Genomic DNA, 23,858 nt, shown 5'->3' on the forward strand with positions numbered 1-23,858 from the left:
GCCGCTCCCGGTACGTGGACGGCGGGACGGGCGCCGGGCGGCGCCGGGACGCGTCCGGCGGTGACCGGCCCACCGGTCGGCGGACCGCCGCAGGGCCGACTTCCGGGGTAGCACGCGCGTCCACCCAGGGGACGACTCCCGTAGGTGATCCCTAGGGGGTCTACTCCATCGGTAGTAGGACGGAATGCGTGCTCAGGTACGACGACGTGGCGGCTCAGGAGAGGGATCGTAGGAACATGACATCCGACCCCCCGCGGCGCCTGACGCGCCGCACCCCGCGCACGGCCGGCCGCACCCCCGGGAGATCCGCATGAGCGGCTTCGTGTTCGCGGTGGCGCTCTGCCTCGTCTCCGCGGTGGCGTACGCGGGCGGGGCGATCGTCCAGGAGCGGGTCGCGGTGTCCACCCCGGGACGTACCGCTGTGCCGGTTCGCCGTCCCCTGTGGTGGGGAGCGGTCGGGCTGAACGGCCTGGGCGCGGTCCTGCATGTGCTGGCGCTGGCGTACGGACCGCTGAGTCTGGTGCAGCCGCTCGGCGCGCTGACCATAGTGTTCGCGCTGCCGATGGCCGCGTTCCTGGTGCGCCGGCGGGCGGGTGCCACGGCGTGGCGCGGTGCGTTGATGGCGACGATCGGTCTGGCCGGTCTGCTGTCGCTGACGAGCAGCGCGGGCGAGCAGTCGATGAACGGCGCGGAGCGGCTGGTGCTGGCGCTGGTGACCGCGGGCGCGCTGGTGACGCTGACGGTGGCCGCGCAGGCGGCGCACCGGCATCCGGCGGTGCGCAGTGTGCTGCTGGCGAGCGCGGCGGGTGTCGCGTTCGGCATCGGGTCGGTGTTCACGAAGGCCGTGGCCCTGGACTGGACCGAGCAGTCGGCGACGCTCGACATCCCGAGCCTCGCGGTGATCGCCGCGCTGGCCACGGCGGGCATGTTCCTGTCCCAGTCGGCGTACCGGGGCGCCGGTCTGGCGGCCCCGCTGTCGACGGTGACCGTGGTGAATCCGGTGGTCGCCGCGGCCGTCGGGCTCACGCTGCTCGGGGAGAGCTTCCGGTACGGCTCGGCGGGCACGGTGCTCGCGCTGGGCTGCGGCGTGGTCGCGGCGGGCGGGCTGATCCTGCTGACGACCGAGCGGATCGGGCGTGAGCAGCAGGAGAGCGCGGCGCTCCTCGGCGAGGCCGTGGAGCTGACGGGCGGCACGGCGGCGGCCGGTGAGGACTCCGCTACGGGGACGGACCGTCCGGTGGCCGCCGAGATCGCCGACGGGGCCGGTGGGCCGTCCCTGGCGTTCCCGGTGGACGAGCGGGCCACGATGCCGCATCAGCGCGGCATCCTGGAGCTGCGCCGGGAGCCCGGACGCCGGGGCGCGCACCCGGGGCTGCCGTCCGTGCAGGATCTGGCGCACCCGTGTGCGTTCCGGCCGCGCACCCGGGTCAAGTCGTAGGGCGGGGTACGGGTGAGGGCCGTTGCCCGCCGTGTCGACGGCGGGCAACGGCCCTCACCCGTGTGCCGGTGGGTCAGATGCGGACGCCGCCGCCGCGGAGGTAGGCCAGCGGGTCGATGTCGGAGCCGAAGCCGGGGCCGGTGCGGATCTCGAAGTGGAGGTGCGGTCCCGTGCTGTTGCCGGTGGAGCCTGAGCGGCCGATGCGCTGACCGCTCACCACGCTCTGGCCGGACCGCACGGAGATCGCCGAGAGATGGGCGTACTGGCTGTAACGGCCGTCGCTGTGCCGGATGATCACCTGGTAGCCGTAGGAACCGGCCCAGCCCGCGGAGACGATCTCGCCCCGGGAGACGGACTTCACCGAGGTCCCGGTGGGCACGGGGAAGTCGACGCCGGTGTGGTAGCCCTTCGACCAGTGGGGGCCGGACACCCGGTACGAGGTGCCGGTGGCCCCGGTGACCGGCGCGGAGAACTCCGCCGAGGTACGGGCCTCTCCGCGCGACGCGGCTTCCTGACGCCGTTCGGGTGCCGCCTTCGCCTGACGGCGTTCGGGTGCCGCCTTGGGCTTGGCCTTCGGGGCGACGGCCTTCGGGGCAGCCTTGGGAGCCGCCTTCGGGGCTGTCTTCGCGGGGGCCGATTCCCGACGGGTATCGGGGGCGGCGGAAGGCTTCCTGGTGACCGGTTTGCTGACGGCCGGCCCCCGGTCCGGGGCCGCGCGCTCGGTGGATCTGCGCTCGGGCTTCTCGGCCTGCTTGCGTTCCCGGTCGGCCGCCCGGTCCCGTTCCCGGGGGACGGCCGTACGGGCGGAGGCGTCCAGGGAGAGGCTCTGGCCGGGGATGATGAGGTCGGGGTCGTCCCCTATGGCGGAGCGGTTGCTCTGATAGAGGCGCTGCCAGCCGCCGTCGACCCGGCGTTGGTCGGCGATGCCGGAGAGCGTGTCGCCCCGTACGACGGTGTACATCTCGGACTTGCCCGCGCGGGACTGCGGGGTGGCCTCCGGCTTGACGTCCCGGACGTCGGTGCGCGCGGAACGGTCCGGCGCGGACGGGGCCCGGGCGGCCGTGGGGTTGATCTCGGGGGCGTCGCCGCCCCGGGTGAGGCCCGCTTCCACCGAGCAGGAGGGCCATGCGCCGGGGCCCTGTCCCTTGAGCACCTTCTCGGCGACGGCGATCTGCTGGTCCCTGCTGGCCAGATCGGCGCGCGGGGCGAACGCCCGGCCGCCGTAGGCCTCCCAGGTGGACTGGGTGAACTGGAGCCCGCCGAAGTAGCCGTTGCCGGTGTTGATGGTCCAGTTGTTGCTGGACTCGCAGTCGGCGACCTTGTTCCAGGTGCCCGCGTCCGCGGCTTGCGCGAGGTTCGCGCCGATGAGCGGCATGGCGATTCCGGCGCCGCCGGCTGTCAGGGTCAGTGATGTCCGGTTGATCCGCTTCGGCTGGACCCTGCGGTGTCGGCCACGCACGGCCATGTGTCGCCCCCTTGTTGTCCTTTGGGGAGGGCCCCCAAGGCATCAGGATTGGCAAAACTATGTGCTGCGAACCGGCCAGACAAGAGGGTAACCGGTCGCTTACTCAGCGCGCCGGACGTCGATTTGTACCAGGACGTCCGGCACGCCGCGCCGGTCAGCCGTTCAAGTACTGAGGAAGCCAGCGGAGTTGGACGCCCTTCTGATAAAAGCCCCCGCCCTCATGACCGTTGAAGCGGTAGACCTCCATGGCACGCTCACGGCCGGAGTAGGCGTTGAACGCCGCGAACACCGTGGACGGCGGACACGTCTGGTCCTCCAGGGCCGTCGAGAACAGCGCGGGCGCGCGTCCCCGGGCCGCGAAGTGGACCCCGTCGAAGTAGGACAGCGTCCGGAAGGTCCGGTCCTCATGGCCGCGCCGCGCCTTCAGATAGAAGGCGATCTCACGGTACGGAAGCTTGTCGGTGAGGGTGGCCCCGCGCGGGAAGTCGCACAGGAACGGCACGTCGGAGACGATGGCGACCAGGTCCGGCACCAGTCCGCCCACGGCGAGGGTGATGCCGCCGCCCTGGCTCTCCCCGATCGCGGCGACCCGGCCCGCGTCGATCAGCGGATGGGAGCGGGCGGCCTCGACGGCCCGCACCGCGTCGGTGAAGACCCGCCGGTAGTAGTAGTCGTGCGGGTCCTCGACGCCCCGGGTCATGAAGCCGGGGGCCGAGGGTCCGGAACCGACCGGATCGGCGGTGTCGCCCTGGGCGTCCGCGTTGCTGCCCTGGCCGCGGGTGTCCATCACGAAGTGCGCGTAGCCCGCGGTCGCCCACAGCAGATGCATGTGCGGCAGCCCGCGGCCGTGTCCGTAGCCGATGTATTCGACAACGGCCGGAATCGGCTCGGTCGTTCCCGCCGGGAGGACGAGCCAGCCCTTGACGGGGTGCCCGCCGAAGCCCGCGAACGTCACATCGAAGACGTCCACACCGGCGAGCGGTACGTCCACCGGGACGAATCGGGCGGCTATGTCGTGCCGGCGGGCCTCCGTGAGGGTCTTCGCCCAGAACTCGTCGAAGTCGTCCGGCTCCGGCAGATCGGGACGGTAGGTGCGCAGTTCGTCGAGAGGCAGATCGAAATGAGGCACAGATGATTCCCTTTTCGTACAAGTGTCGGCACTCCACACTACGTGGGAGCGTGATACTGACGATCACTACCTGCACGTCCGATTCCAGGAGCCACAGGCATGACCACCACAGCTCAGATCGGTGTCACGGGCCTCGCCGTGATGGGGCGCAATCTGGCCCGCAACTTCGCCCGCAACGGCTACGCCGTCGCCCTGCACAACCGCACCGCCGCGCGTACCCACGACCTGGTCGCCGAGTTCGGCGAGGAGGGCGTGTTCGTCCCCACCGAGACCGCCAAGGAGTTCGTCGCCGCGCTGGAACGGCCCCGCCGGCTGGTCGTCATGGTGAAGGCCGGGGATCCGACGGACGCGGTGATCCAGGAGTTCGCACCGCTGCTCGAACCCGGGGACATGATCATCGACGGCGGCAACGCGCATTTCGCCGACACCCGGCGCCGTGAGCGGGAACTGCGCGAGCAGGGCATCCACTTCGTCGGCGCCGGGGTGTCGGGCGGCGAGGAGGGCGCGCTGCGCGGGCCGAGCATCATGCCCGGCGGCTCCGAGGAGTCCTACGCGGCGCTCGGCCCGATGCTGGAGAAGATCTCCGCGAAGGCCGAGGACGGGGCGCCCTGTGTCACCCATGTCGGTCCGGACGGCGCCGGACACTTCGTGAAGATGGTGCACAACGGCATCGAGTACGCCGACATGCAGCTCATCGCGGAGGCGTACCACCTGCTGCGGGACGTCGCCGGGTACTCCCCCGCGCAGATCGCCGACATCTTCCGCACCTGGAACACCGGGCGGCTCGACTCGTATCTCATCGAGATCACCGCCGAGGTGCTGTCGCACGTCGACGCCGCGACCGGGAAGCCGTTCGTGGACGTCGTCCAGGACCGCGCCGAGCAGAAGGGCACGGGACGCTGGACCGTGCAGATCGCCCTCGACCTCGGTGTGCCGGTCTCCGGCATCGCGGAGGCGGTGTTCGCCCGCGCCGTCTCGGGCCACGCCGAGCTGCGGGAGGCGTCCCGTGAACTGGCCGGGCCGTCGGCCCGGCCGCTCGACGATGCCGCGGCCGCGGCCTTCGCCGACCAGGTCGAGCAGGCGCTGTACGCGTCGAAGATCGTGTCGTACACCCAGGGCTTCCAGCAGATCGCCGCCGGGAGCGAGGAGTACGGGTGGGACATCGATCTGGGCGCGGTCGCCTCGATCTGGCGCGGCGGGTGCATCATCCGGGCCGCGTTCCTGGACCGTATCCGGGCGGCGTACGACACCCGGCCCGATCTGCCGGGGCTGCTGTCCGACGGGGACTTCGCCCGGGAGATCGGTGAGGCTCAGGACGACTGGCGGGCGGTGCTGGTCCAGGCGACGCGGCAGGGTGTTCCGGCGCCGGGGTTCTCGGCGGCTCTCGCGTACTACGACGCGTTGCGCTCCGCGCGGCTTCCGGCGGCGTTGACGCAGGGGCAGCGGGACTTCTTCGGGGCGCACACGTATCGGCGGGTCGACCGTGAGGGGTCGTTCCACACGCTGTGGGGCGGGGATCGGTCGGAGGTCGAGGCGTAGCCCTTGCCGGGCGGGGGGCGGGCACCCTCCGGGGTGGCGGTGGGGTGCTGGCCCACCACCACCCCTGGTTTCGGGGCGACGTGGGTGTGGTTGCGGTGGGTTTCCGGCTCACCGTCGCCAGGGCTTCGCGCCCCTTTCGGGGCGGGCCCGCCGGGTTGCGATGAGTAATCGGGTCACCGTCGGTCGGATTCGCGCCTCTTTCGGGGCGGCCCGGTTGTGGTTGCGGTGGGTTCCCGGGTCACCGTTGCCGGTCTTTCGCGCAGTTCCCCGCGCCCCTTTGGGGCACCCCTGTGGGGTTGCGGTGCCATTTCGGGTCACCGTTGCCGGTTTTTTGCGCAGTTCCCCGCGCCCCTGTCGGGGCACCCGATTGTGGTCGGGGTGCGTTCTCGGGTCACCGTTGTTGGGCTTTCGCGCAGTTCCCCGCGCCCCTTTGGGGCACCCCCGTGAGGTTGCGGTGGGTTCCCGGGTCACCGTTGCCGGTCTTTCGCGCAGTTCCCCGCGCCCCTTTGGGGCACCCCCGTGGGGTTGCGGTGCCATTTCGGGTCACCGTTGCCGGTTCTTTGCACAGTTCCCCGCGCCCCTGTCGGGGCACCCCCGTGGGGTGCGGTGGATGGTTGGCTCACCGTTGCCGGGCTATTGCTCAGTTTCCCGTGGCGCTGTCGGGGCGCTTCGGTGGGGCGGGGGTGCTTGGGGGTCAGGGGACGGGGTTCGGTTGGGGGATGGGGTCCGGGGGCGGAGGGTTCGGGGTGGGGGGCGCAGGGGGGACCGGGTCGGGGGGCGGGGGGTGTACCGGGTCCAGGGGCGGGGGCTTGGGGTGGTCGGGGAGCGGGAGCGGGCCGGGGGTCGGGCCGGGAGGTACGGGGTCGGGGTACGGGTGGGTCATGGCGGTCTCCGATCGGTGTGAGGGACTGCTTCTCTTGTGGACTTGTCCCCCGCGTACCCGGTGCTCTCGCCCTCACTCACCCCCACGGGTGACACCCGCGCCCCGGCGCTGACCGGCCGGGCGGCACGTCGGGCGTCGTCCCCGTGCGGTGCGCGGGGTGGCGGACCCGGAATTTCATCGGAGGAACTGGGCCCGTTCCGGGCCGCTTCGGTCACACATGATCACGAAGTCGCCGGTTCACGGCGCGAAACAGTCGGGGAACCGTCGGATTCGGGCAGCCCGGAAGCGAACACAGGAATTACGTTCCACTGTGTGCCCGCTTTCCTGGTTCCGGCTCACTCCGATAGCGGAGGCTTCTGAGGCCACGCTAGGGTCACGCCGAAGAATCGGATGATGAATCGGCCCCCGGTCCAGGCTGCCACCTGTACGGACCGGGGGTCCTGCTACTCCGGCGAAAATCCGCGCTATCCGAAAGGACCGCGATGGCTCCCCCGTCGTACCTCCGGAACGCCTCGGCGCCCCGGCCCGGTCGGGACCGTAGCAACGGGCTCCGGCACCGCGCACCGTCACGTGCCTGGCTTGTCACGCGGGACGGGGACCCGACGAGCACCATAGGCCGGGGCTCTCCCGTACCGTCCGGCCGGCGGCTGTGACGGGTCAGCCGGTCCAGCGGCGGCCCCGGGACACCTCCCGGACGCTGCCCGCCGGGACCAGACCCGTGGGTCGGGAGGTGCGCCGGGTGCCGGGGCCGTCGGCGGGGTCCCGCCCGTCCTCCGCCGGATTTCCCGACAGCAAGGGTGATGACGCTGTGCTGAGCCGATCCTTGGACACCGAAGCGTGCCCGGTGTGCGGGGCGCCCTTGCTGCGCGGCACCGGCGCGGGGCGCCGCAGGAGGTATTGCGGGACCGCGTGCCGGAGCAAGGCGCAGCGGCTGCGGCAGGCGGGCGGCCGGGCCCAGGAGCCGGTCGCCCAGGGTCCGCTCGGACGTCAGCTCGCCGGTGAGGTGCAGCGGCTCGGGCAGCAGCTGCTGGACGGTGAGCTGGCCGGGGAGGACCTGGCGACGCTGCTGGACCGGGCGTCGGCCGTGCGCAAGGAGGTGGACCTGTATGTCGCGGCGGCAGTGCAGGACGCCCGGCATCGCGGTGAGAAATGGGAGGAGATCGCGAAGGCCGCGCACATCGCGCCGGACACCGCCCGGACCCGCTGGCGGGAGGACCGGGTCTGCCGGATGCTGGAGCTGCACGCCAACGACAAGGGTGCCGCTCCCGTGCGGCTGCGGCCCGCGGGGCTCGCCGGTGAGCCCGAGGGGGACCCGGCGGGCACCGAGGACGGCGGCGACGGCGGCGACACGGCCGCCCAGGCGCGCCAGTCGCGGTCCACCGCCTCCCTGGGGCGGCTCGCGTCGGCCCTGTCCGCGCTGCACACGGCGAGCGGGCTGAGCATCCGGGAGGTCGCGGACTCGACGCGGCTGTCCCCGTCGTACATCTCGCGCATCCTGTCCGGGGACCGCTATCCGACCTGGGACCTGGTGTGCGCGCTCGCCCTGCTCTTCCATGGGGACCCCGCCGAGCTGCGGGTGCTTTTCGAGGCGGCGCACGGTCTGACCGCTCCGCCGCGGCAGTCGGCCCGGCAGGGGATCGCCCGGCTGCACGCGGCACTCAGGGGGCTGCATCTGGCGGCCCGCTCCCCCGGTCCCCGGGAGATCGCCCGCAGAAGCGGCAACACCGTCAGCGCCTCGATGGCGCAGCACACCCTCGACGGGCTGGACATCCCCGAATGGGAGGTGCTGGCGGCGCTCGTACGGGCCCTCGGCGGTCGTCCGGCGGACATCAAACCGCTGTGGGAGTCGGTGCATTACGTGTTCCTGATGTGCGACGACCCCCGCGAGGGCACGCCGGACGCGCCGACCGCCCGGCTGCCCGCCCAGCGCGGCGCGACGGATGGACCGTCGTATGGCCGAAGCGTCTGACGCCCCCCGGTCGGGACCGGCGCGTCCCGCGTCCGGCGGGGTGAACCGTGAACAGCGCGCGCACGCCACGTCGGTGGCCGCGTACCAGGCGTTCCGGGCGCGGAACCACCGGCCGTACGTGGTGTACGCGTCGATCCGGCTGGGTGCGGACGGGATGGCGGAGTCGGTGGTGGCGGAGGTCTTCACCGATCTGGCGATCTCCTGGCGCGCGGCGCTGGCGAGCGCGGAACCGGCGGCGGTCGCCTGGCAGATCCTCGGCCGTCATGTGGACGACCAGCTCGGTCGCCCCCGGCGGCCGGTGCGGGGGCGGGTCCGGGGTATCGCGGCGGCGCGTGAGGACGCGCTGCTGCTGCGCAACCGGATGCGGCTCAGCTCCGAACGCGCCGCCGAGGTCATGGGGTTGTCGACGGCGGACTTCCAGGTGCTGGTGTCCCGGGAGAGGAGGGCGGGTCCCGTCACGGCGTCGGCTCCGGGGTGAGACCAGTTGGTGAAGGCGGCCACCCGCTGTGACCTCCAGCACTACGATGAGTGGTCCTGGTGCGCGCCGGTCGGGCGCGCGCCCGGTCGTCTCCTGGGGGCGCCTCGTGGAACCGGACCGGCTTCCGTACGGTATCGATGTCAACACACCGAGTGTCGCGCGTATGTACGACAGTCTCCTCGGCGGACGGGACAACTACCCGGCCGACCGGGCCGCTTGTTCGGCGCTGCTGGAGAAGGTGCCCAGCATGCGTGAACTGGCGCTGAACAACCGCCAGTTCCTGCGCCGGGTGGTGCACACGCTCGCGAAGGACTTCGGTGTCCGGCAGTTCATCGACCATGGTTCCGGGCTGCCCACCCAGGACAACGTGCATGAGATCGCCCAGCGCGTCGACGACCGCAGCAGGGTCGTCTACATCGACAACGACCCGATCGTGCGGAACATCGGCGGCGCCATACTGGAGCGCAACGACCGCACCGCCGTCATCCAGGCCGATATGCGGCACACGGAGAACATCTTCACGCATCCCTCGGTGACGGCTCTGATCGACATGAAGGAGCCGGTGGCGGCGCTCTTCGTCTCGGTGCTGCACTGTCTGCCCGACAGCGCCGACCCCGGCGCGCTCATCGCGGATGTGGCGTCCCGGCTCCCGGACGGGAGCTTCATGGTGGTGTGCCAGCTGGTCAGCGACTCACCGGCGATCCGTGACTTCGTCACCGGCTTCATGGACGAACAGACCCAGGGCAACTGGGGCCGGGTCCGGGAGAAGAGCGACGTCGCCGCGTACTGCGCGCCCCTGGACCTGGTCGAGCCCGGACTGGTCGAGGTGTCGCGGTGGCGCCCCGGCGCGGACGACGTACCCCCCCAGCTGACGTTCGAGTGGGAGGAGTACGGCGGCGTGGGGCAGGTCCGCCGCTGATCCGGCACGGGTGAGGCCCGGCCCCGGGGCCGGGTCCCACCGCACGCGGGTCTCACCACACGCGGGTCTCACCACACGTGGGTCGCGGCCTCGTCGAGCAGCGCGCGGGTGTGCTCGTAGGGGCTGGCGAGGCCGCAGAGGTTGTTCATGACGGCCTGGTACCGCTCGGTGTCCGCGGGCTTCTCGTAGTAGGTCGCGCCTTCGAACTGTTCGAGGTAGACCATGTCCGGCAGATGGTCGGCGGCATGGAAGCGCAAGTGCACGACCGGATGTCCCACGACGACCCCGGCCGCCCCGACGGACTGGGAGGCGATCTGGAGTCTGAGCTGGTACGGGAGTTCCTCCAGCAGATTCAGCAGATGCCGGACCTGTCTGCGCATGGTCCCGGGTGAGCCGACCTGACGGGTGAAGACCCCCTCGTCCATCACCGCGAGGAGCACCGGCGGGTCCAGTCGGCGGCGGAACATCTCCAGCCGTTCGACACGGACCTGTACGCGGGTGTCGATCTCCTGCCGGGAGGCGGTGGGATGGACCGAGCGGATCACGATCTCGGCGTACTCCGGCGTCTGGAGCCATCCCGGGACGAGCTGCGGCTCGTACGACAGGATGCGCTGGGCCGCGAGTTCCATCCCGAGCAGCGGCCGTACCCATCGGGGGACGACCTGGCCGTGCTGCTGCCAGGGTTCGGCCCGCCCCGCCTCGTCGGTGAGGCGGGCCGCGCGCTCGTACTCGGCCTGGTCGGTGACCCCGCACGCCCGCATCAACCGCTCGACGTCCAGCGGCCGCAGGACGGACTGACCCGTTTCCATACGGCTCACGGTGGATTCCGAGACGCCTATGCAGTCCGCGACATGTCGCGGGGAGATGCGGGCGTGCTCACGGCAGTTGCGCAGATATCCCGCGACCGCCCGCCGGTGGGCCACCGGGCCCCATTCCGGACGGTGCGGAAAGCCGAGGATCGACGGTGTCCGGCGCGGCTCGAATCCCATACCGGGCTCCCTGGACGGAGATAAGAAGAACGAGAACCCAGTATGACAGCGCCCGTACCGGCGTGTCAGGGAATGGCCATCCCCCTACGTCCCGTTACCGCACGAAATCGAAGTCCCCGTCCTTGACCCCCTGGATGAACGCCGTCATCTCCTCGGCGGTGTAGATCAGCGCCGGCCCCCTCGGGTCACGGGAGTTGCGGACCGCGGCGCCACCGTCCGCGAGGCGCGCCACCTCCACACAGTTCCCGCTGCCCCCGCTGCGACGGCTCTTGCGCCACTCCACACCGCCGAGCTCCCCCGCACCGACTCCGTTCTCGATCCGCATCTATGTCACCGCTTTCGGCTCGTCCGACTCTTCCACGCGTGTCCACCGCGTCCAGCGCCACGGCCGTTCACCCCGTCGATTTCCATTCGACAAGCTGTACGAATTCCGCCGCTCTGCAATTGCACGGCCACGCACTTGCAGGAACGAAAACCGCACGCGATAGTGACGGCCCAATGGGCACAATGGCGCCGAAGCACCGGTTCCACGGCCCGTTCTCGTCGGTGGAACGCGGTGCGCCCGAACGGCGCGGCGCAGGTTGTGGGGAGATGGACATGGCGGTCGGCCATGGCACGGACGCAGGACGGACCCCGGGGGGCGAGTTCACCGCCGGGGGCCGGTTCCGCGGGCGCCCCCCGGGCGCACCGGCCAATCTGGCCGTGCGGTACGGGCTGGGCAGCACACCGTTCGCCGCCCACCTCATCCCGCCCACCACACGCTGCTGTTACGAGGCACGCCGGTTCACCGACCGGACACTCGCCCGCTGGGGGATGCAGCAGGTCCGGGACGACGCGGTGCAGGTGGTGTCCGAGCTGGTCGCCAACGCCGCGCGCCACGGGCAGCGCCGCCGCAGCGACCCCGACGGTACGAAACCGGCCGTGTGGCTGGCGCTCGCCCCCCGCCCCCGGACCCTGCTGTGCGTGGTGAGCGACCCGGGCCCGCGCCGCCCGCGCCTCTTCCCGCCGTCCCCGCTGGCCGAGCGGCACCGGGGCCTGCCCATCGTGGAGGCGCTCAGCGAGGACTGGGGCTGGAGCGTGGACTGCGGTTCGCGGGGCAAGTCGGTGTGGGCACGACTCCCGCTGCCGCGCGACTGAGCGACTCCCGATGGCGCGCGGCCGAGTTACGGGGCATACGGCTTCCGCTGCCCCGCGTAACGAGCACGACCGGCCGCTGCCGCTGCCGCGCGACTGAGCACGACCCCCCGCTGCCGCTGTTCCGCGAAGGGGCGCGGGACGTCCGGCTCCCGCCGGTCCGCGACCGAACACACCGAACCCCACGTGCCGGATGTGCACGTGGGGTTCGGCGATTCGGGTACGCCTCGGGCGGGTCAGGCCACGGACGGATCGAGCAGACCGGCCCGGAACCGCTTGAGCAGTCGGCTGATCAGCCGGGAGACATGCATCTGGGAGATCCCCAGGTGCGCGCCGATCTCGGCCTGGGTGCGCTCCTCGACGAAGCGCATGTGCAGGATCAGCCGGTCGCGGTCGCCGAGTTCGGCGACGAGAGGTGCCAGGGAATGGAAGTCCTCGACGAGTTCCATGCCCGGGTCCTCCTCGCCGATGAAGTCGGCCAGCACGGACTCGCCGTCGCTGCCGCCGTCGGCCGTGAGCGCGGCGTCCAGCGAGGAGGAGTTGTAGCAGTTCGACGCCTTGCGGGCCTCGATGACCTCTTCCTCGGACAGCGACATCAGCTCCGCCAGTTCGGCGGTCGTCGGGGTGCGCTCCAGACGGCTGCGCAGCTCCTCGGTGGCCTTGGCCAGCTCGACCCGCGCCTCCTGGAGCCGCCGGGGGACGTGCACGGCCCAGCTGGTGTCACGGAAGAACCGCTTGATCTCGCCCACGATGTACGGGACGGCGAAGGTGGTGAACTCCGTCTGCCGGGTCAGCTCGAACCGGTCGATGGCCTTGATCAGACCGATCGTGCCGACCTGGACGATGTCCTCCATCGAGTCGCCCCGGCCACGGAAGCGGGATGCCGCGTAACGCACCAGGGAGAGGTTCATCTCGATCAGGGTGGAGCGTACGTACTGGTGCTCGGGGGTGCCTTCCTCCAGGACGGCGAGCCGTTCGAACAGGCCCCGGGACAGTGCCCGTGCCTCACTCGGCCGTACCTTGTGCGGCTGGTCGATCCGGGGCGGGGCGTCCACGAGCTGTGCCGCTCCGGTCCGCTGTGACGTGCCCGTGGTCCGCGCTTCCGTCACGGCTGCCATGCCGTCCACCCCAATCGTCGTCGCTTCACATCGGGTTCGATGATGTTCGGCGCCTTCCCCGGGTCTGACGTCTCACACCTGCCGATCACCAACCAATTTTTTCCGGGGTCGCGGCGGCGGATTTGTCCGGTGGCCCCCGTCCCGGTCGGGGCGGCCCCGGGCAGGTGGCGGGACGAGGTGCGGCAGATGGGGGATCAAGAGGTGTGAGCGCGGTGCGACGGGACAGAAGGAGGATGACCACGAGGAGCCCATACCGTGATGAAGACCACGCCTGAAGTACTGCGCGACCTGCTGGCCCGCTACGCCGCCCTGCGGTTCGCCGTCGCCGAACGGGAACGCCCGGAGCTGCGGCGGGCCCTGGCAGAGGTCACCCGCACCCTGTGCGACGCGACCCGGACGGACGACGCGCGGGCGGCGCTCGCCGCGGCGGACGCGGAGCTCGCCGAGAACTGCTGCGGCGCGGCGGTCACCGCCGCGCGCGGCGCGGCCTGAGCACGTGTTCCGGTCCACCCCACGCGGTATGTCAAGGCCGTACGTCAAGAACGAAGGGAAGTCAGCGTGAGCATCCAGAACATCTGGTCGTACACGCCGCTCAGCGGCCACACCGACGCACTCGACCTGACAGGTTTCACCGTCGAGGCCACCGACGGGACGATCGGTCATGTCGACCGGCAGGCCGACGGCCGGGGCACCCCGCATCTGGTCGTGGACACCGGCGTCTGGAAGTTCGGCAAGAGCGTCCTGGTGCCCGCGGGCATCGTGACCGGGGTCGACGCGGCGGAGCAGCGGGTGACGCTGAGCTGCACCAGGGACGAGGTGAAGTCGGCTCCGCTGTTCCGGACGGACAGCGAGACCCTGGACCCCGCGTACCTCACCGAGGTCGGGGGTTACTATCACGCTCTGCCGACACGGCGTCCCGACTGAACCGAGCTGGACGCCGCCGGCGGTGTGGCGTCCGTCTCGCGCCCCGGCAAGCCGGTCCGCGGCGCACTCCATATGTCACCGGCCCGCACGGCAGGGAGGCGCGACGATGTCCGATCTGGGGGAGGCAACCGTGACCCACAACACGGCTCACGACCCGTTCGCGGTCCGGGGCAAGGGTGATCCCGGTCACAGGAGCGCGCCCAGACTGCGGCAGTCCCCGGCGACCGCGCGACGCGGCGGCGGGACGGACCGATGAGGGCGGCCGACGAGCGCCACCCCGGTACCGGCGGCACCGACGGCGCGAGCGCCCGGGGGACGGACTTCAGGGACACGCTGACGGACGGGACCCCGACCGCTCCCGCTTCCGGCCTCGTCCCGGGGATCACCACCGCGGGCGCCGCCCGCGACCATGTGCTGGCACTGGTCCATGACCAGGGTGGCCCTCCGTCCGGGGCGGACGGGGAACGGATGGTCATCGATCTGCTGCTGGTGACCTCGGAACTGGTCACCAACGCCATTCAGCACGGTGGCGGCATCGCGGGCTTCGAGGCGACCCGTACCCGGGCCGGGATGCTGCTGACCGTCCACGACCGCGACGACAGTGTCCCCGCCGACGGGTACGGCGGCGCCCTCCCCTCGTCGCATCTGGGCGGCGGCTACGGCTGGCCCCTGATAATCCGGCTGGCCCGCGACATCACCATCAGTCGGCGGGCCGGTGGCGGGAAGACGATCACCGCACTGGTCCCGCTGGCCTGAGGGACGGTCCGCCGGGCGCTCGTCCCGCGCCACGAGGTCTTCGAGGTCGTGGCGCGGCCGGGCGCGGCAGGACATGGCGGATAGCAGGGCAGCGCCCTGCGCGGGCGGTGTCCGGCCGGTACACGGCGGCGGCCGAGGGCGCACGCGCGCGTCGCGCGGCCACGAGTCGGCAGATGTCCCCCCGGAGCCCGCAGGTGTCACCCCCCGGAACCGGGGCACCCGGTCGTGGGAGGTCGACATGAACGCAGGCGCGCTCACGCACAAGAGTCGTACCAAGGGACGCCGGATGGCACGGGGACCCGCCATGGAGGGCGCCGCACGGGCCGGGCTCACCGCCCGGGGCGTGATCTATGTGCTGGTCGGGGCGCTGGCGGTGCGGATCGGGCTCGGCGACGGAGGCCCACAGGCGGACCGGGGCGGTGCGCTGGCCGAGGTGGCCGGGGAGCCCTTCGGCGCGGTGGTGCTGTGGGCCCTCGGCGTGGGGCTCGTGGGGATGGCCCTGTGGCGGCTGTCGGAGGCCGTGTTCGGTGCCGCGGGCAAGGACGGGGGCAAGCCGAAGAAGCGGCTCCTCTCCGCGGGCAGATGCCTTTTCTACAGCGTCGTCGCCTGGTCGGTGCTCGCCTTCGCGGCGGGTGCGGGCGGCTCGGGCAGCGGTTCCAGCGACCGGCAGTCGCGGGACCTCACCGCCCGCGCGCTGGAGCTGCCCGCCGGTCAGTGGCTGGTGGGGCTGGCGGGCGCGGGGGTGGTGGGCGCCGGCCTGTGGATAGGCGGCCGGGCCGCGCTGCGCAAGTACCACGAGCATCTGCGGCTCGGTGCGATGTCCCGCCGAGTGCGGCAGGGAGTCGATGTCACGGGGGTCGGCGGCGGTGTCGCGCGCGGTCTGGTGTTCGCGACGGCGGGAGTCTTCGCGGTACGTGCGGCGGTCGCCTACGAACCGGACCGGGCCAAGGGCATGGACGACACCCTGCGCGCCTTCAAGGACACCCCGCTGGGGCCGTCCCTGCTGGTGGCCGTCGCCGTGGGCCTGGTGCTGTTCGGCGTGTTCTCCTTCGCGATGGCCCGCTGGCGGAAGTTCTGAGGGACACGGGTGCGGGCCGGTGTCCGGGGCGGGTCCCCGGACACCGGGTCCCGCCGAGGGGTGCGGGCCGGGGGCCGGGGATCCTCCCCCGGCCCCCGGCCCGCACCCGCTCCGGCCCGCTCCCGGGCACGGATCTCCCGCACCCGTCCCGGTCCGGACGGATCACCGGCCGCTGGGCTTCCCCAGGGCCTTGGGGTCGACCACCTGGTCGGCCGGCGGCTCTTGTGCGTCGACCTTCTCGTTGAAGGCGGAGAAGGTCATCTCGCTCGGCGCCTTTCCGCCTTCCGTGACCGTCTTCAGCAGATAGGGATCGCCCTCCGCGGCGACATGCAAGGTGAACTTCTCCCCGTTCTCCTTCTTCTTCTCCAGCGTCACGGCCTTTTTGCCTTCGACGGTCGTGGTACCCGTCTTCTTCATTCCGGACCGCTCGGATTTATCGCTGTCCATGGCAGCGAGGAAAGCCTGCTTGTCGCACATTCCCTCGGTGCCCTGTTCGTTCGGCGCCGTCTTCACCCAGCGGCCCTTGAGCTTGTCGAGTGCCTGCTCGGCGCCCGGCTGACCCTTCAGCGTATTGCTCCAGAAGGCCCGGTCGCCCTGCACGAACAACTGCTGACCGGTCCGCACGACCTCGGCGTTGGCCCCCTTGCCGGACATCTTGCCCTTGCACCTGTCCCGCTCGTCCACCTGGAAGTCCACCGTGATGGTGGCGCCGTTCTGCTTGGCGGTACCGGCCATCCGCACCGATGAGGCGCCCTGGGTCGCCTTGACCGCCTGGTCGGCGATCTGGTCGGCGCTGTCCCCCGCGAACGGGTCGTCCGACCCCCCGCCCCCGCCTCCGTTCCCGCCACAACCGGCGAGAGCCGTGGCTCCGACACAGACCATCGCGACGAGAACCGCGTTCTTCCTCAGCTTCATGGAATTCCCTCCCTGCGGGCCCGAACAGGTCCGCTTTCCGATTGCTCTCCGGCCGTTCCCGGTACTCCGACTCCCTTACCGGGACGCTCGTGAGAATCCGGGTACCCCCGATCACCCGAAAGGAACTCCCCCTTCACACGTGAACTCCGCCGAGTTGCACGGCCCGTTCGTTCCGCTTACCGCCGTTCACCCATGACTTCCAGCGGTACGCAACATTCCGTTTGCTCCCGGATCTCGTCATGGAAATATCCGGAACGGTGGCCGGGGTGAGCCTTGGAAAAGCGGTACGACCCCCGTTCCCCTGTCACGGAATCCAGGGGAGCGGGGGCCGTACGGCGCGTCCGTCACGGGTGACGCGTCATCCGGTCACCACTGGTCGGGGTGCTCCGCCACATATCGCTTGGCGGCCTGGAGCAGCTCAGGGTCGGCCACCGGGGCCTGTTCCGGGTGCCGGGCGGCCCACTTCACGACGTACGGGCACAGCGGTGCGACCGGGGTGTCCTCACGGGCGGCGACGGCGTAGAACTCGGCGGCGAGCGTGCCCGCGATGCCCTGACCCGCGAACTCGGGCCGCACCACGGTGTGCACGGGGACGAGTGCCCGGCCCGGCTCCGTCAGCACGAAGTACGCGATGTGTCCGGCGACCTCGTCGCCCACACGCGCTTCGAGCCGCCCCGCCGCTCGGTCGTCCCGGATCTCCGTGTCGGCCATCGGTCCTCCATGATCGGTTCGGTGCTCCGGCCACTGTGGTCCGGACCGGAGCGGTCACGTCCGCTGCAACACCGCACCGCCGTCCCGGCTTCCCCGGACGGCGCAGCGGCAACGCGCGGACGGCTCAGCCCTGGGCGCGCGCCACGCTCAGCGGGCTGCGCCGGGTGTCGCTCCCGGGCACGGGCTCGGCGGGGTCGGAACCGAGGGCGACCGCGCGGTTGGCCCCGTCGACATGGACGACCCGCGGCTTCAGGGTCCGGGCCTCGGCGTCGTCGACCTGGGCGTAGCTGATGATGATCACCAGATCCCCTGGGTGCACGAGATGAGCCGCGGCGCCGTTGACCCCGATCACACCGGAGCCGCGCTCCCCCTCGATGACATAGGTCTCCAGCCGTGCGCCATTGGTGATGTCGACGATGTGCACGAGTTCACCGGGCAGCAGATCGGCGGCGTCGAGCAGGTCCGCGTCGATGGTGACGGACCCGACGTAGTGCAGATCGGCCTGGGTGACGGTGGCGCGATGGATCTTCGACTTGAACATGGTACGCAGCACGGGGCACTCCTGGACTAGGCTCCCTGCCTGCGTTTTTGCAGGTCAAGGGCTATTTTCACAGCCTACAGCGAGTCGTATGCCCGAGCAGCTTTCCCCAGGTCTTACAGGACTCATGCTGACTACTTGCTGACCGAGGTCAGGTGACAGTCAGGCACGAAGGCAGTCGACCGGGAGTCGAGCCACGCACCGCCATGGATCAGCCGACCCAAGCCGCTTCCGCCCACCCCAGTAGCCCGCTGCCACGGCCGGAACAAGCATCTGACCACATCTCCCGATATGGCGTATCGAGGCCGTCGGCCTCCCCCGTGCGGACAGGAGTCTGCTGTGGGCGACGCGGTGGAGCAGGTCCCAGCCGCGGTGGCTGACCACGTCGGGTTGCCCGGGTGAGAGGCGGTGCTCCTCGCTGAAGAGGGCGACGGCCTGACTGGTGGCAGGGCCGTAGCGGACGCTGTCCACCCCCCAGCCGGGCAGGTAGCCGGCACGGGTTGCGCCACGTCCAGGACCAGCTCACCGCCCAGCCCCACCGCCCGGTGTGCCGGCGCCCCCACCTGGCCAGTCGTCGTAGCCGGCCCGGCTCCCGCCTCGGATATCGTGTTCCCCTACGGGGTGCCATAACGGATGTGACGCCCCCCACCGGAGGTAGTCAGCGTATGAGTTCAAAGCGCAGCAAGAATCCAGCCCTGCCCGTACTTGCCGACGCGTTCCGACTCGCGTCGGTCAAGGAGGCCGAAGAGTCCACCCGTGACTTGGCCGCGCGGCTGGCCACCACCGAGCTGCGCCGCGTTTCCCACCCGGGCCGGATCACCTGGGAGCCCACCGATCAGGCCGAGCCCGTACCGGTCCCGCCGACTGTGGTCGACGGTGACGGGGACCTGTGGCTGCGGGACCGGGGCACTGGCACCTGGACCATGCCCGAGTTCGACCCGAAGGAGTTCCCGGCCCGCTGTGGCGAGGTTCTGACGTGGAACGAACTTGCCCGCGAGTTCGGCCCGCTTACCGCACTGGCCGACGACCGCCGCATGGGCGGCGGCCGGCGCTGACCGCGCGGCCTCCTGGGATGACCGCGCCCTTGAAGCGCCCGTTACGGGTAGCTGGGACCTCTGGCTCACCGCCGAGCTCGACGATGGCGGCGAGCAGGTGAGCGTGGTGGTCGGTCACGATGTCTCCATGTTGCAGCCGGATACGTCGTCGCTGTCCGTGGGGTCAGGGTGGAAGGAGCGGACGTAGCGGGAGTCCGGTCTCCGGAGTGATGTTGAACACCGTGTACAGGTGCTGCGGGTCAGCGCCGGTGACGGCGGCCTCTTCGGGGATTCGGTCTTCGCGAAGTTTGCCGGGCGTTGACCGGGAGGCCGCGCGGCAGAGGCTAACGCGGCGGCCTTCTTCGCGAACGTGCGGGCAACGATCCAGTTCTCGAACCGCGGGGACATGACGGCAGCGGTCAGGGCCCGGAGGGCCGCCGGGCCTGAGACCTTCTCCCCGGCCGCGACCTGGTCTCGGAGCTTCGCGGCGGTGTCGGCGGGGGCGGTCTCGACGTCGAGGACGGAGTGAATACCCGTCCGGCTGCGGGAGCCGTAGCCGCTGGATGCCGCTCCACCCGTCATGCCCGCGTCGGCGCACGGCCGAAAAGGCAGGCTATCGGTCCCGCGCCGCAGAACTCCCTGGTGAAGCCAGTGGTTCCCATGCGTCTCAGCTCACGGCCGTGGGCGTTCCGGCGGCGCGGCGCTGGTGTTCGGCGTTGATGCGCTGGGCTTCTTCGAGCTGGTCTTCGAGGATGACGATCCGGCAGGCGGCTTCGACGGGGGTGCCGTGGTCGACGAGTTCGCGGGCGCGGGCGGCGATGCGGAGCTGGTAGCGCGAGTAGCGACGGTGTCCGCCGGTGGAGCGGAGGGGGGTGATGAGGCGGGCCTCGCCGACGGCGCGGAGGAAGCCCTGTGTCGTGCCGAGCATTTCGGCGGCCCGGCCCATGGTGTAGGCGGGGTAGTCGTCGTCGTTGAGCCGGTCGAACGAGTCGCCTGCTGTCATGGTGCCTCTCTGTGGAACACGCGTGGAGGGGCCCGGGTGCCATGTGGCACCCGGGCCCCGAAGGAACTGCTACACCATCTGCCGGCCCTGGTACTGCGCCGGCCTTCTGTATCCGCACAACCACCCGGGAGAGGGCGGGCAATGCGGGGATCGCGGTTGCTCGACCGGAGACCACCTCACTATCGATGTCCTGCGGTACCCGGGCTCGTGTTCCGCCCGGGCGATCCTGATGGCGCTCGGCCCCTCCGTTCTTTCCCTCAATGAACAACTGCCTGATACTGCGTACTGCTCTGTACTGCTGGTGATGCGTACTGCGTGTGACCTGATCAAGCGTCACGCTCCGGCAGCCAGCCCCGCTCGCCCGTCCTGCGTCTGCTCTGGCTTGGAACCCCACTGCCGGACCTCCCAGTGCGCGCGCCCGCAGCCGACGCCTTCACCGAGGTACCGCTCACTGACTTCACTGCTGGATACCGCGTACTTCATGCCACTGAACTGCGGTTCTGCTCATTGGCGGCCCCTGATCACCGCGGGCCACCCGGTCCGGCCGTCAGTCCCGTCACCGTCCTGCGTCTGCTCTGGCTCCGGAACTCCACCGCCGCACCGCCCTGCCGTACTGCAACTGCGGGTACTACCTGCACTGCTGACCGGCAGTTCGTCTCTGCCAGGCCCTGTCGATCTCGGCTACAAGAGAAACCATAACCACACCACCACCCAATGTCTACCCCGGCCAACATAGATTTTCGTGAGTTCGAAAGTGAGGCAACCGGACCCCGTCGGGTTGAGCGATGCGGGCCGGGGAACAGGGAGACCGGTAGGCAGGACCGGGCACCCACGAGCCGAAGCCAGGGTGAACCTGATGGAACCCATGTGCGCCGCCGTCACTACCATCCGCTCCACGACCGCCGTCGCCACCGCCCGCCAGAACACCCGCGCCTTCCTCAAGGGACTCGTGGACTGCGGCAGACGCGGCCGAGCGCCGCCCCAGCAGCCCGGGCCGGCGCGGGCGGGCGGATTCTAGAAGGAGATTCCGGCGACGCCGTGGACGAGGCGGCCGAGGACGTCGAGCATCCACTGCCCGAACGGTGTGGGAGCGATCAGGACCCCGAGGACCAGGACGATGAGGACAGTCATCTTCTCGTCGTTGCGGCTTCTCGACTCCGTGCGGCGGCGCGGCCGCAGCACCACGATGACGCCCAGCAGCAGCGCGACATCGACCGACAGCACGCGACCGGTCCCTCCCAAGGCAGACGACAGTGGGCACCGGAGAGCACAGGCGCTCCCCGCTCCCCTTGTGTATCCACCGCGGGAGGACAGAGCGGCCAGGTTGGGAGGGGCCGCAAAACGTCTGCCCTGGCCGGAATGGCGGAGCGCGCGCCCTGTCAGGAGGCGCATGCCTGGTCTGCGCGCGCCCTGCCGGTGCCGGCCGGGGGAGGCATACCGAGGTGCGGGCGGCACGGCGGTGCTGGAAGAAGGGTGTAGCGAGGAGTGACAGCACACCGGTCGGTTCATGGACGACGCTCGCGCGGGGCGGGTGGCTGCCCCTGCCCGGCACGGCCGTCGGCATCCGCGCCGTCCTTGCCTTCAGCGCTGCGGTGAGCTCGACGCGGCGCTCACAGCTGCGGTGGGACGGGCCGGCCGAGGAACGCGGCAAGGCGGTCGATGGCCGGAGCGGTCTCCTCGACGGGTTGCGGCTCGGCGAATCGTCCCGATCGGGACTGGGTGGAAAGCTGGGACCGAGCGAAAGCCAGGGCTCGCTCGGCAACGTCCTCGGGCAGCCGGACAGGGATTCGGGTGGCCTGGGCGAGGTCCCATCCGTGAGCGAGCAGATCGTACAGACGGATCTGCAAGCGCTCGGTGCCCGTGGCGCTCCCCAAGGGCCCACGGTAACTCCGCTCCAGCACCCCAGGGACGGAGAAGGCTGCCAGCAGCGAAGCACTGGAGGACCGGTAGGCGCCGACCGGGTCGTCACCGAGGCAGTCTGCTCCCCGGTCGGGCACCGGGCCGCCCCCGACCATGGCCGCGAACACCAGGTCCATGCGGACCAGGTGGGCCACCACCTCGCGCACGTTCCATTCCGTGCACGGCGTCGGCTCCTTCCACTGCTCGGGGCGGACCCCGGCGAGCAGGTCACCGACAGATGCGCATGCACGGGCGAGATCTTCGACGTAAACGGTGGACATCCGGCGAGACTACGGCGTCAACTGGTGAGCTGCCCAAGGGATTTGCACCGGTGCGAATCAGCTCCGCCGAGACGGGCGACCGCCCGATCACTGAACGGTGCATGAGAGGCCGTTGGCCCGGTGCGGCCGACCGCGCATGTGTTTCGGACGGTCACGACTACTGCTGTCCGTCGGGACGAACGATGCTCCCACTGGGCCGAAGCTGTCGGGGCGGGTGGGATTTCGCGGTTGCGTCGGCAGCGGGACACCAGGGCGTTTTGCCACTGCTGGTCCACCGGTTCGTGCGTGACCAGGAGCGACGGAGTGTGAGTCGGTCGGAGACCAGCGCGTCGGATGCCCTCCAGCGCGTCATCGCCCGCGGCGCGGGCCTGCACGCAGAACTGCCTGAGATCCCGTAGTACCACCGCCTGGTCCTCATCAGCGAGGCTTCCGAACCACTCGAAGCCCCTCCGGCAGGGTCCGAATGCCCTGCGCGAGCTCGTTGAGCGTCACGGAGCGCTCATTCAGCCTGTGCACTCGGACAGTCCTGGAGGGAGAACCGGCCTTCACCATGCGAGTCTTCCAGCCCCGCGCCCTCGACAACGTCGGGCACGGGCCGGCTTGCCCTGGCGCACCGAGTGCCTGGCCTTCCTCGACACCGACCGCGCCGACGGCACAGCGCCCGCTGGGCGGAGGCCCCCGCGCGGGCGGGGACGAGCACGGAAGGGTCAGGTGGCCGGCGCGGGTGCCGGTCCGGCGGGGTCGTGCCACCAGACGAAGACCTCGGTGCCCGGCTGGCGTTCGGAGAACCGGTCCGCCGGGGATGCCTCCTCCAGCAGCCGGCGCAGGTCTGCCTCGAAGTCGTCACAGCACGGGCCGAACAGGTGCGGAGCCGAGAACGACATCGAGAACACCTCCGCGACGACATCGTCACCCGTGCGTTCCAGCGCCTGTCCGCCGGGAACGACGCGGCGCTGCGGGCCGGTGAATCCGGCCCGGGCGAGCACCGCAGCCTCGCCGCCGGGTGTTCCCTGCGGCAGCAGGCCCCGGCCGGCTCGTCGGACCGGTCCGAGGTAGTGCCTGACCAGCTCCTCGATCGCCGCGTAGGGCACCGCCGGATGGGGAAACCCGTCGATGGTTCGGGACTCCGTCTTCACGTCGGAGATGTGCACCAGCGCCCCACCGGGCCGGAGCATGTCCCTGGTGGCTGCCACCACCAGGTCGCGGTCCATCCAGTGGAAGGACTGGGCGAAGGCCGCGACGGTGAAGGTTCCCAGTCCTGCCGGGAGATCCTCGGCCCGGGCCCGGACCCACCGCGCCTTCCCGGTCACGCCGCACTCGGCTGCTGCGCGGGTGGCTTCGGCGATCATCCCGCTGTCCGGGTCCACGCCGACGATCTCGCTGAACAGGTGCGCCAGGCTCAGGGCGAGGGTGCCCGGTCCACACCCCACATCGATGAGGCGTCCCCGCCCGTCGAGTCCCAGAACCTCGGCGAGCACGTCCGTCAGCCCGGGGGCGTAAGGGAGCCTCCCGCGCCGGTAGTAGGTGGCCGTACCCGAGAACAATGTGTCGTCCCATTCCCAGTCGGCAGCCATGCCCACCCACCACCCCTCCACAGAGATCACGTGCCTGTTCGGCAGCCGGACAATTCCACAGCTTGACAGGAGTCGAGAGACCTG

The 23,858-nt window shown here is 70.9% G+C and carries 24 protein-coding genes and 1 pseudogene; 12 read left to right on the forward strand and 13 right to left on the reverse strand.

The genetic code is table 11. The features are described from left to right. Window positions 1-310 precede the first annotated feature (310 nt). Window positions 311-1,438, forward strand: coding sequence for a DMT family transporter (locus OG711_RS04690; RefSeq protein ID WP_329558482.1), 1,128 nt, complete (start codon window positions 311-313; stop codon window positions 1,436-1,438). A gap of 73 nt (window positions 1,439-1,511) precedes the next feature. Here the strand turns inward: OG711_RS04690 and OG711_RS04695 are convergent, their stop codons facing one another. After that, window positions 1,512-2,903: a transglycosylase family protein gene (locus OG711_RS04695; protein ID WP_329558483.1), complete on the reverse strand. Its 1,392-nt coding sequence runs from the start codon at window positions 2,901-2,903 to the stop codon at window positions 1,512-1,514. Between the two features lie 154 nt (window positions 2,904-3,057). After that, window positions 3,058-4,032 (reverse strand): acetylxylan esterase, encoded by a 975-nt coding sequence (locus tag OG711_RS04700; RefSeq protein WP_073786720.1) that lies wholly within the window; start codon window positions 4,030-4,032, stop codon window positions 3,058-3,060. Between the two features lie 99 nt (window positions 4,033-4,131). On the opposite strand from OG711_RS04700, the gene gndA reads away from it, so the two are divergent. The 4 genes from gndA (at window position 4,132) to OG711_RS04720 (ending at window position 9,820) form a co-directional block, all read left to right on the forward strand. Next, window positions 4,132-5,571 (forward strand): NADP-dependent phosphogluconate dehydrogenase, encoded by a 1,440-nt coding sequence (gene gndA / locus OG711_RS04705; RefSeq protein WP_073786722.1) that lies wholly within the window; start codon window positions 4,132-4,134, stop codon window positions 5,569-5,571. 1,706 nt (window positions 5,572-7,277) lie between these two features. After that, a complete protein-coding gene (locus tag OG711_RS04710) occupies window positions 7,278-8,423 on the forward strand; it encodes a helix-turn-helix domain-containing protein (protein ID WP_266505699.1) in 1,146 nt (381 codons plus the stop codon). Continuing rightward, entirely contained in the window at window positions 8,407-8,901 is a 495-nt protein-coding gene (locus OG711_RS04715) for a hypothetical protein (protein WP_073786726.1), read from the forward strand. The genes OG711_RS04710 and OG711_RS04715 overlap by 17 nt, the downstream gene beginning before the upstream one ends. 106 nt (window positions 8,902-9,007) lie before the next feature. Continuing rightward, window positions 9,008-9,820, forward strand: coding sequence for an SAM-dependent methyltransferase (locus OG711_RS04720; RefSeq protein WP_073786728.1), 813 nt, complete (start codon window positions 9,008-9,010; stop codon window positions 9,818-9,820). A gap of 68 nt (window positions 9,821-9,888) precedes the next feature. Here OG711_RS04720 and OG711_RS04725 read toward each other — a convergent pair whose 3' ends face one another. Together OG711_RS04725 and OG711_RS04730 are read right to left on the reverse strand one after the other, a co-directional pair. Beyond that, window positions 9,889-10,809: a helix-turn-helix domain-containing protein gene (locus OG711_RS04725; RefSeq protein ID WP_073786730.1), complete on the reverse strand. Its 921-nt coding sequence runs from the start codon at window positions 10,807-10,809 to the stop codon at window positions 9,889-9,891. A 94-nt stretch (window positions 10,810-10,903) separates the two neighbouring features. Beyond that, window positions 10,904-11,134 carry a DUF397 domain-containing protein gene (locus OG711_RS04730; RefSeq protein WP_073786732.1) on the reverse strand — a complete coding sequence of 77 codons (231 nt, stop codon included), beginning with the start codon at window positions 11,132-11,134 and terminating at the stop codon, window positions 10,904-10,906. 272 nt (window positions 11,135-11,406) lie between these two features. Here OG711_RS04730 and OG711_RS04735 point away from each other — a divergent pair, with 272 nt between their 5' ends. After that, window positions 11,407-11,946 carry an ATP-binding protein gene (locus tag OG711_RS04735; protein WP_266505702.1) on the forward strand — a complete coding sequence of 180 codons (540 nt, stop codon included), beginning with the start codon at window positions 11,407-11,409 and terminating at the stop codon, window positions 11,944-11,946. Between the two features lie 233 nt (window positions 11,947-12,179). On the opposite strand, the gene OG711_RS04740 is transcribed toward OG711_RS04735, so the two are convergent. Continuing rightward, on the reverse strand, window positions 12,180-13,061 hold the full coding sequence (locus tag OG711_RS04740) for an RNA polymerase sigma factor SigF (protein ID WP_073787738.1): 882 nt from the start codon (window positions 13,059-13,061) through the stop codon (window positions 12,180-12,182). Window positions 13,062-13,319: 258 nt separating this feature from the next. Between OG711_RS04740 and OG711_RS04745 the strand changes: the two genes are divergently transcribed. The 4 genes from OG711_RS04745 (at window position 13,320) to OG711_RS04760 (ending at window position 15,819) form a co-directional block, all read left to right on the forward strand. Further along, the gene (locus tag OG711_RS04745) at window positions 13,320-13,553 is read left to right on the forward strand and encodes a DUF5133 domain-containing protein (protein ID WP_245876721.1); all 234 of its coding nucleotides are present in this window, start codon (window positions 13,320-13,322) and stop codon (window positions 13,551-13,553) included. Window positions 13,554-13,619: 66 nt separating this feature from the next. Then, window positions 13,620-13,985: a hypothetical protein gene (locus OG711_RS04750; protein WP_073786738.1), complete on the forward strand. Its 366-nt coding sequence runs from the start codon at window positions 13,620-13,622 to the stop codon at window positions 13,983-13,985. Window positions 13,986-14,237: 252 nt separating this feature from the next. Continuing rightward, entirely contained in the window at window positions 14,238-14,741 is a 504-nt protein-coding gene (locus OG711_RS04755) for an ATP-binding protein (RefSeq protein ID WP_329558484.1), read from the forward strand. Window positions 14,742-15,027: 286 nt separating this feature from the next. Continuing rightward, the gene (locus OG711_RS04760) at window positions 15,028-15,819 is read left to right on the forward strand and encodes a DUF1206 domain-containing protein (protein ID WP_245876723.1); all 792 of its coding nucleotides are present in this window, start codon (window positions 15,028-15,030) and stop codon (window positions 15,817-15,819) included. A 162-nt stretch (window positions 15,820-15,981) separates the two neighbouring features. Here OG711_RS04760 and OG711_RS04765 read toward each other — a convergent pair whose 3' ends face one another. From OG711_RS04765 to panD, 3 genes are all read right to left on the reverse strand, one after another. Beyond that, a complete protein-coding gene (locus OG711_RS04765) occupies window positions 15,982-16,734 on the reverse strand; it encodes a hypothetical protein (protein WP_073786753.1) in 753 nt (250 codons plus the stop codon). 366 nt (window positions 16,735-17,100) lie between these two features. Next, window positions 17,101-17,445: a GNAT family N-acetyltransferase gene (locus OG711_RS04770; RefSeq protein WP_073786755.1), complete on the reverse strand. Its 345-nt coding sequence runs from the start codon at window positions 17,443-17,445 to the stop codon at window positions 17,101-17,103. 124 nt (window positions 17,446-17,569) lie between these two features. After that, complete coding sequence (panD, locus tag OG711_RS04775; RefSeq protein WP_073786757.1) at window positions 17,570-17,998, reverse strand: aspartate 1-decarboxylase; 429 nt, start codon at window positions 17,996-17,998, stop codon at window positions 17,570-17,572. Between the two features lie 650 nt (window positions 17,999-18,648). Between panD and OG711_RS04780 the strand changes: the two genes are divergently transcribed. Continuing rightward, window positions 18,649-19,038: a hypothetical protein gene (locus OG711_RS04780; protein WP_073786759.1), complete on the forward strand. Its 390-nt coding sequence runs from the start codon at window positions 18,649-18,651 to the stop codon at window positions 19,036-19,038. Window positions 19,039-19,684: 646 nt separating this feature from the next. Here OG711_RS04780 and OG711_RS04790 read toward each other — a convergent pair. Next, window positions 19,685-20,020: a helix-turn-helix domain-containing protein gene (locus OG711_RS04790; protein ID WP_329558485.1), complete on the reverse strand. Its 336-nt coding sequence runs from the start codon at window positions 20,018-20,020 to the stop codon at window positions 19,685-19,687. A gap of 856 nt (window positions 20,021-20,876) precedes the next feature. On the opposite strand from OG711_RS04790, the gene OG711_RS04795 reads away from it, so the two are divergent. Continuing rightward, entirely contained in the window at window positions 20,877-21,038 is a 162-nt protein-coding gene (locus OG711_RS04795) for a hypothetical protein (protein ID WP_329558486.1), read from the forward strand. Here the strand turns inward: OG711_RS04795 and OG711_RS04800 are convergent. The 4 genes and pseudogenes from OG711_RS04800 to OG711_RS04810 all read right to left on the reverse strand — a co-directional run bounded on the left by OG711_RS04800 (window position 21,035) and on the right by OG711_RS04810 (window position 23,774). Next, window positions 21,035-21,244 carry a hypothetical protein gene (locus tag OG711_RS04800; RefSeq protein ID WP_329558487.1) on the reverse strand — a complete coding sequence of 70 codons (210 nt, stop codon included), beginning with the start codon at window positions 21,242-21,244 and terminating at the stop codon, window positions 21,035-21,037. The two genes, OG711_RS04795 and OG711_RS04800, sit on opposite strands and share 4 nt — an antisense overlap. Window positions 21,245-21,630: 386 nt before the next feature. Further along, window positions 21,631-22,200 (reverse strand): TIGR03086 family metal-binding protein, encoded by a 570-nt coding sequence (locus tag OG711_RS04805; RefSeq protein ID WP_329558488.1) that lies wholly within the window; start codon window positions 22,198-22,200, stop codon window positions 21,631-21,633. A 17-nt stretch (window positions 22,201-22,217) separates the two neighbouring features. Beyond that, window positions 22,218-22,643 (reverse strand): annotated as a pseudogene (locus tag OG711_RS39015) (DUF5958 family protein); the annotation flags it as partial. A 264-nt stretch (window positions 22,644-22,907) separates the two neighbouring features. Next, on the reverse strand, window positions 22,908-23,774 hold the full coding sequence (locus OG711_RS04810; protein ID WP_329558489.1) for a class I SAM-dependent methyltransferase: 867 nt from the start codon (window positions 23,772-23,774) through the stop codon (window positions 22,908-22,910). Window positions 23,775-23,858: the final 84 nt, after the last annotated feature.

The sequence above is a fragment of the Streptomyces uncialis genome (assembly GCF_036250755.1).
GTDB classification, from domain to species: Bacteria; Actinomycetota; Actinomycetes; order Streptomycetales; family Streptomycetaceae; genus Streptomyces; species Streptomyces uncialis.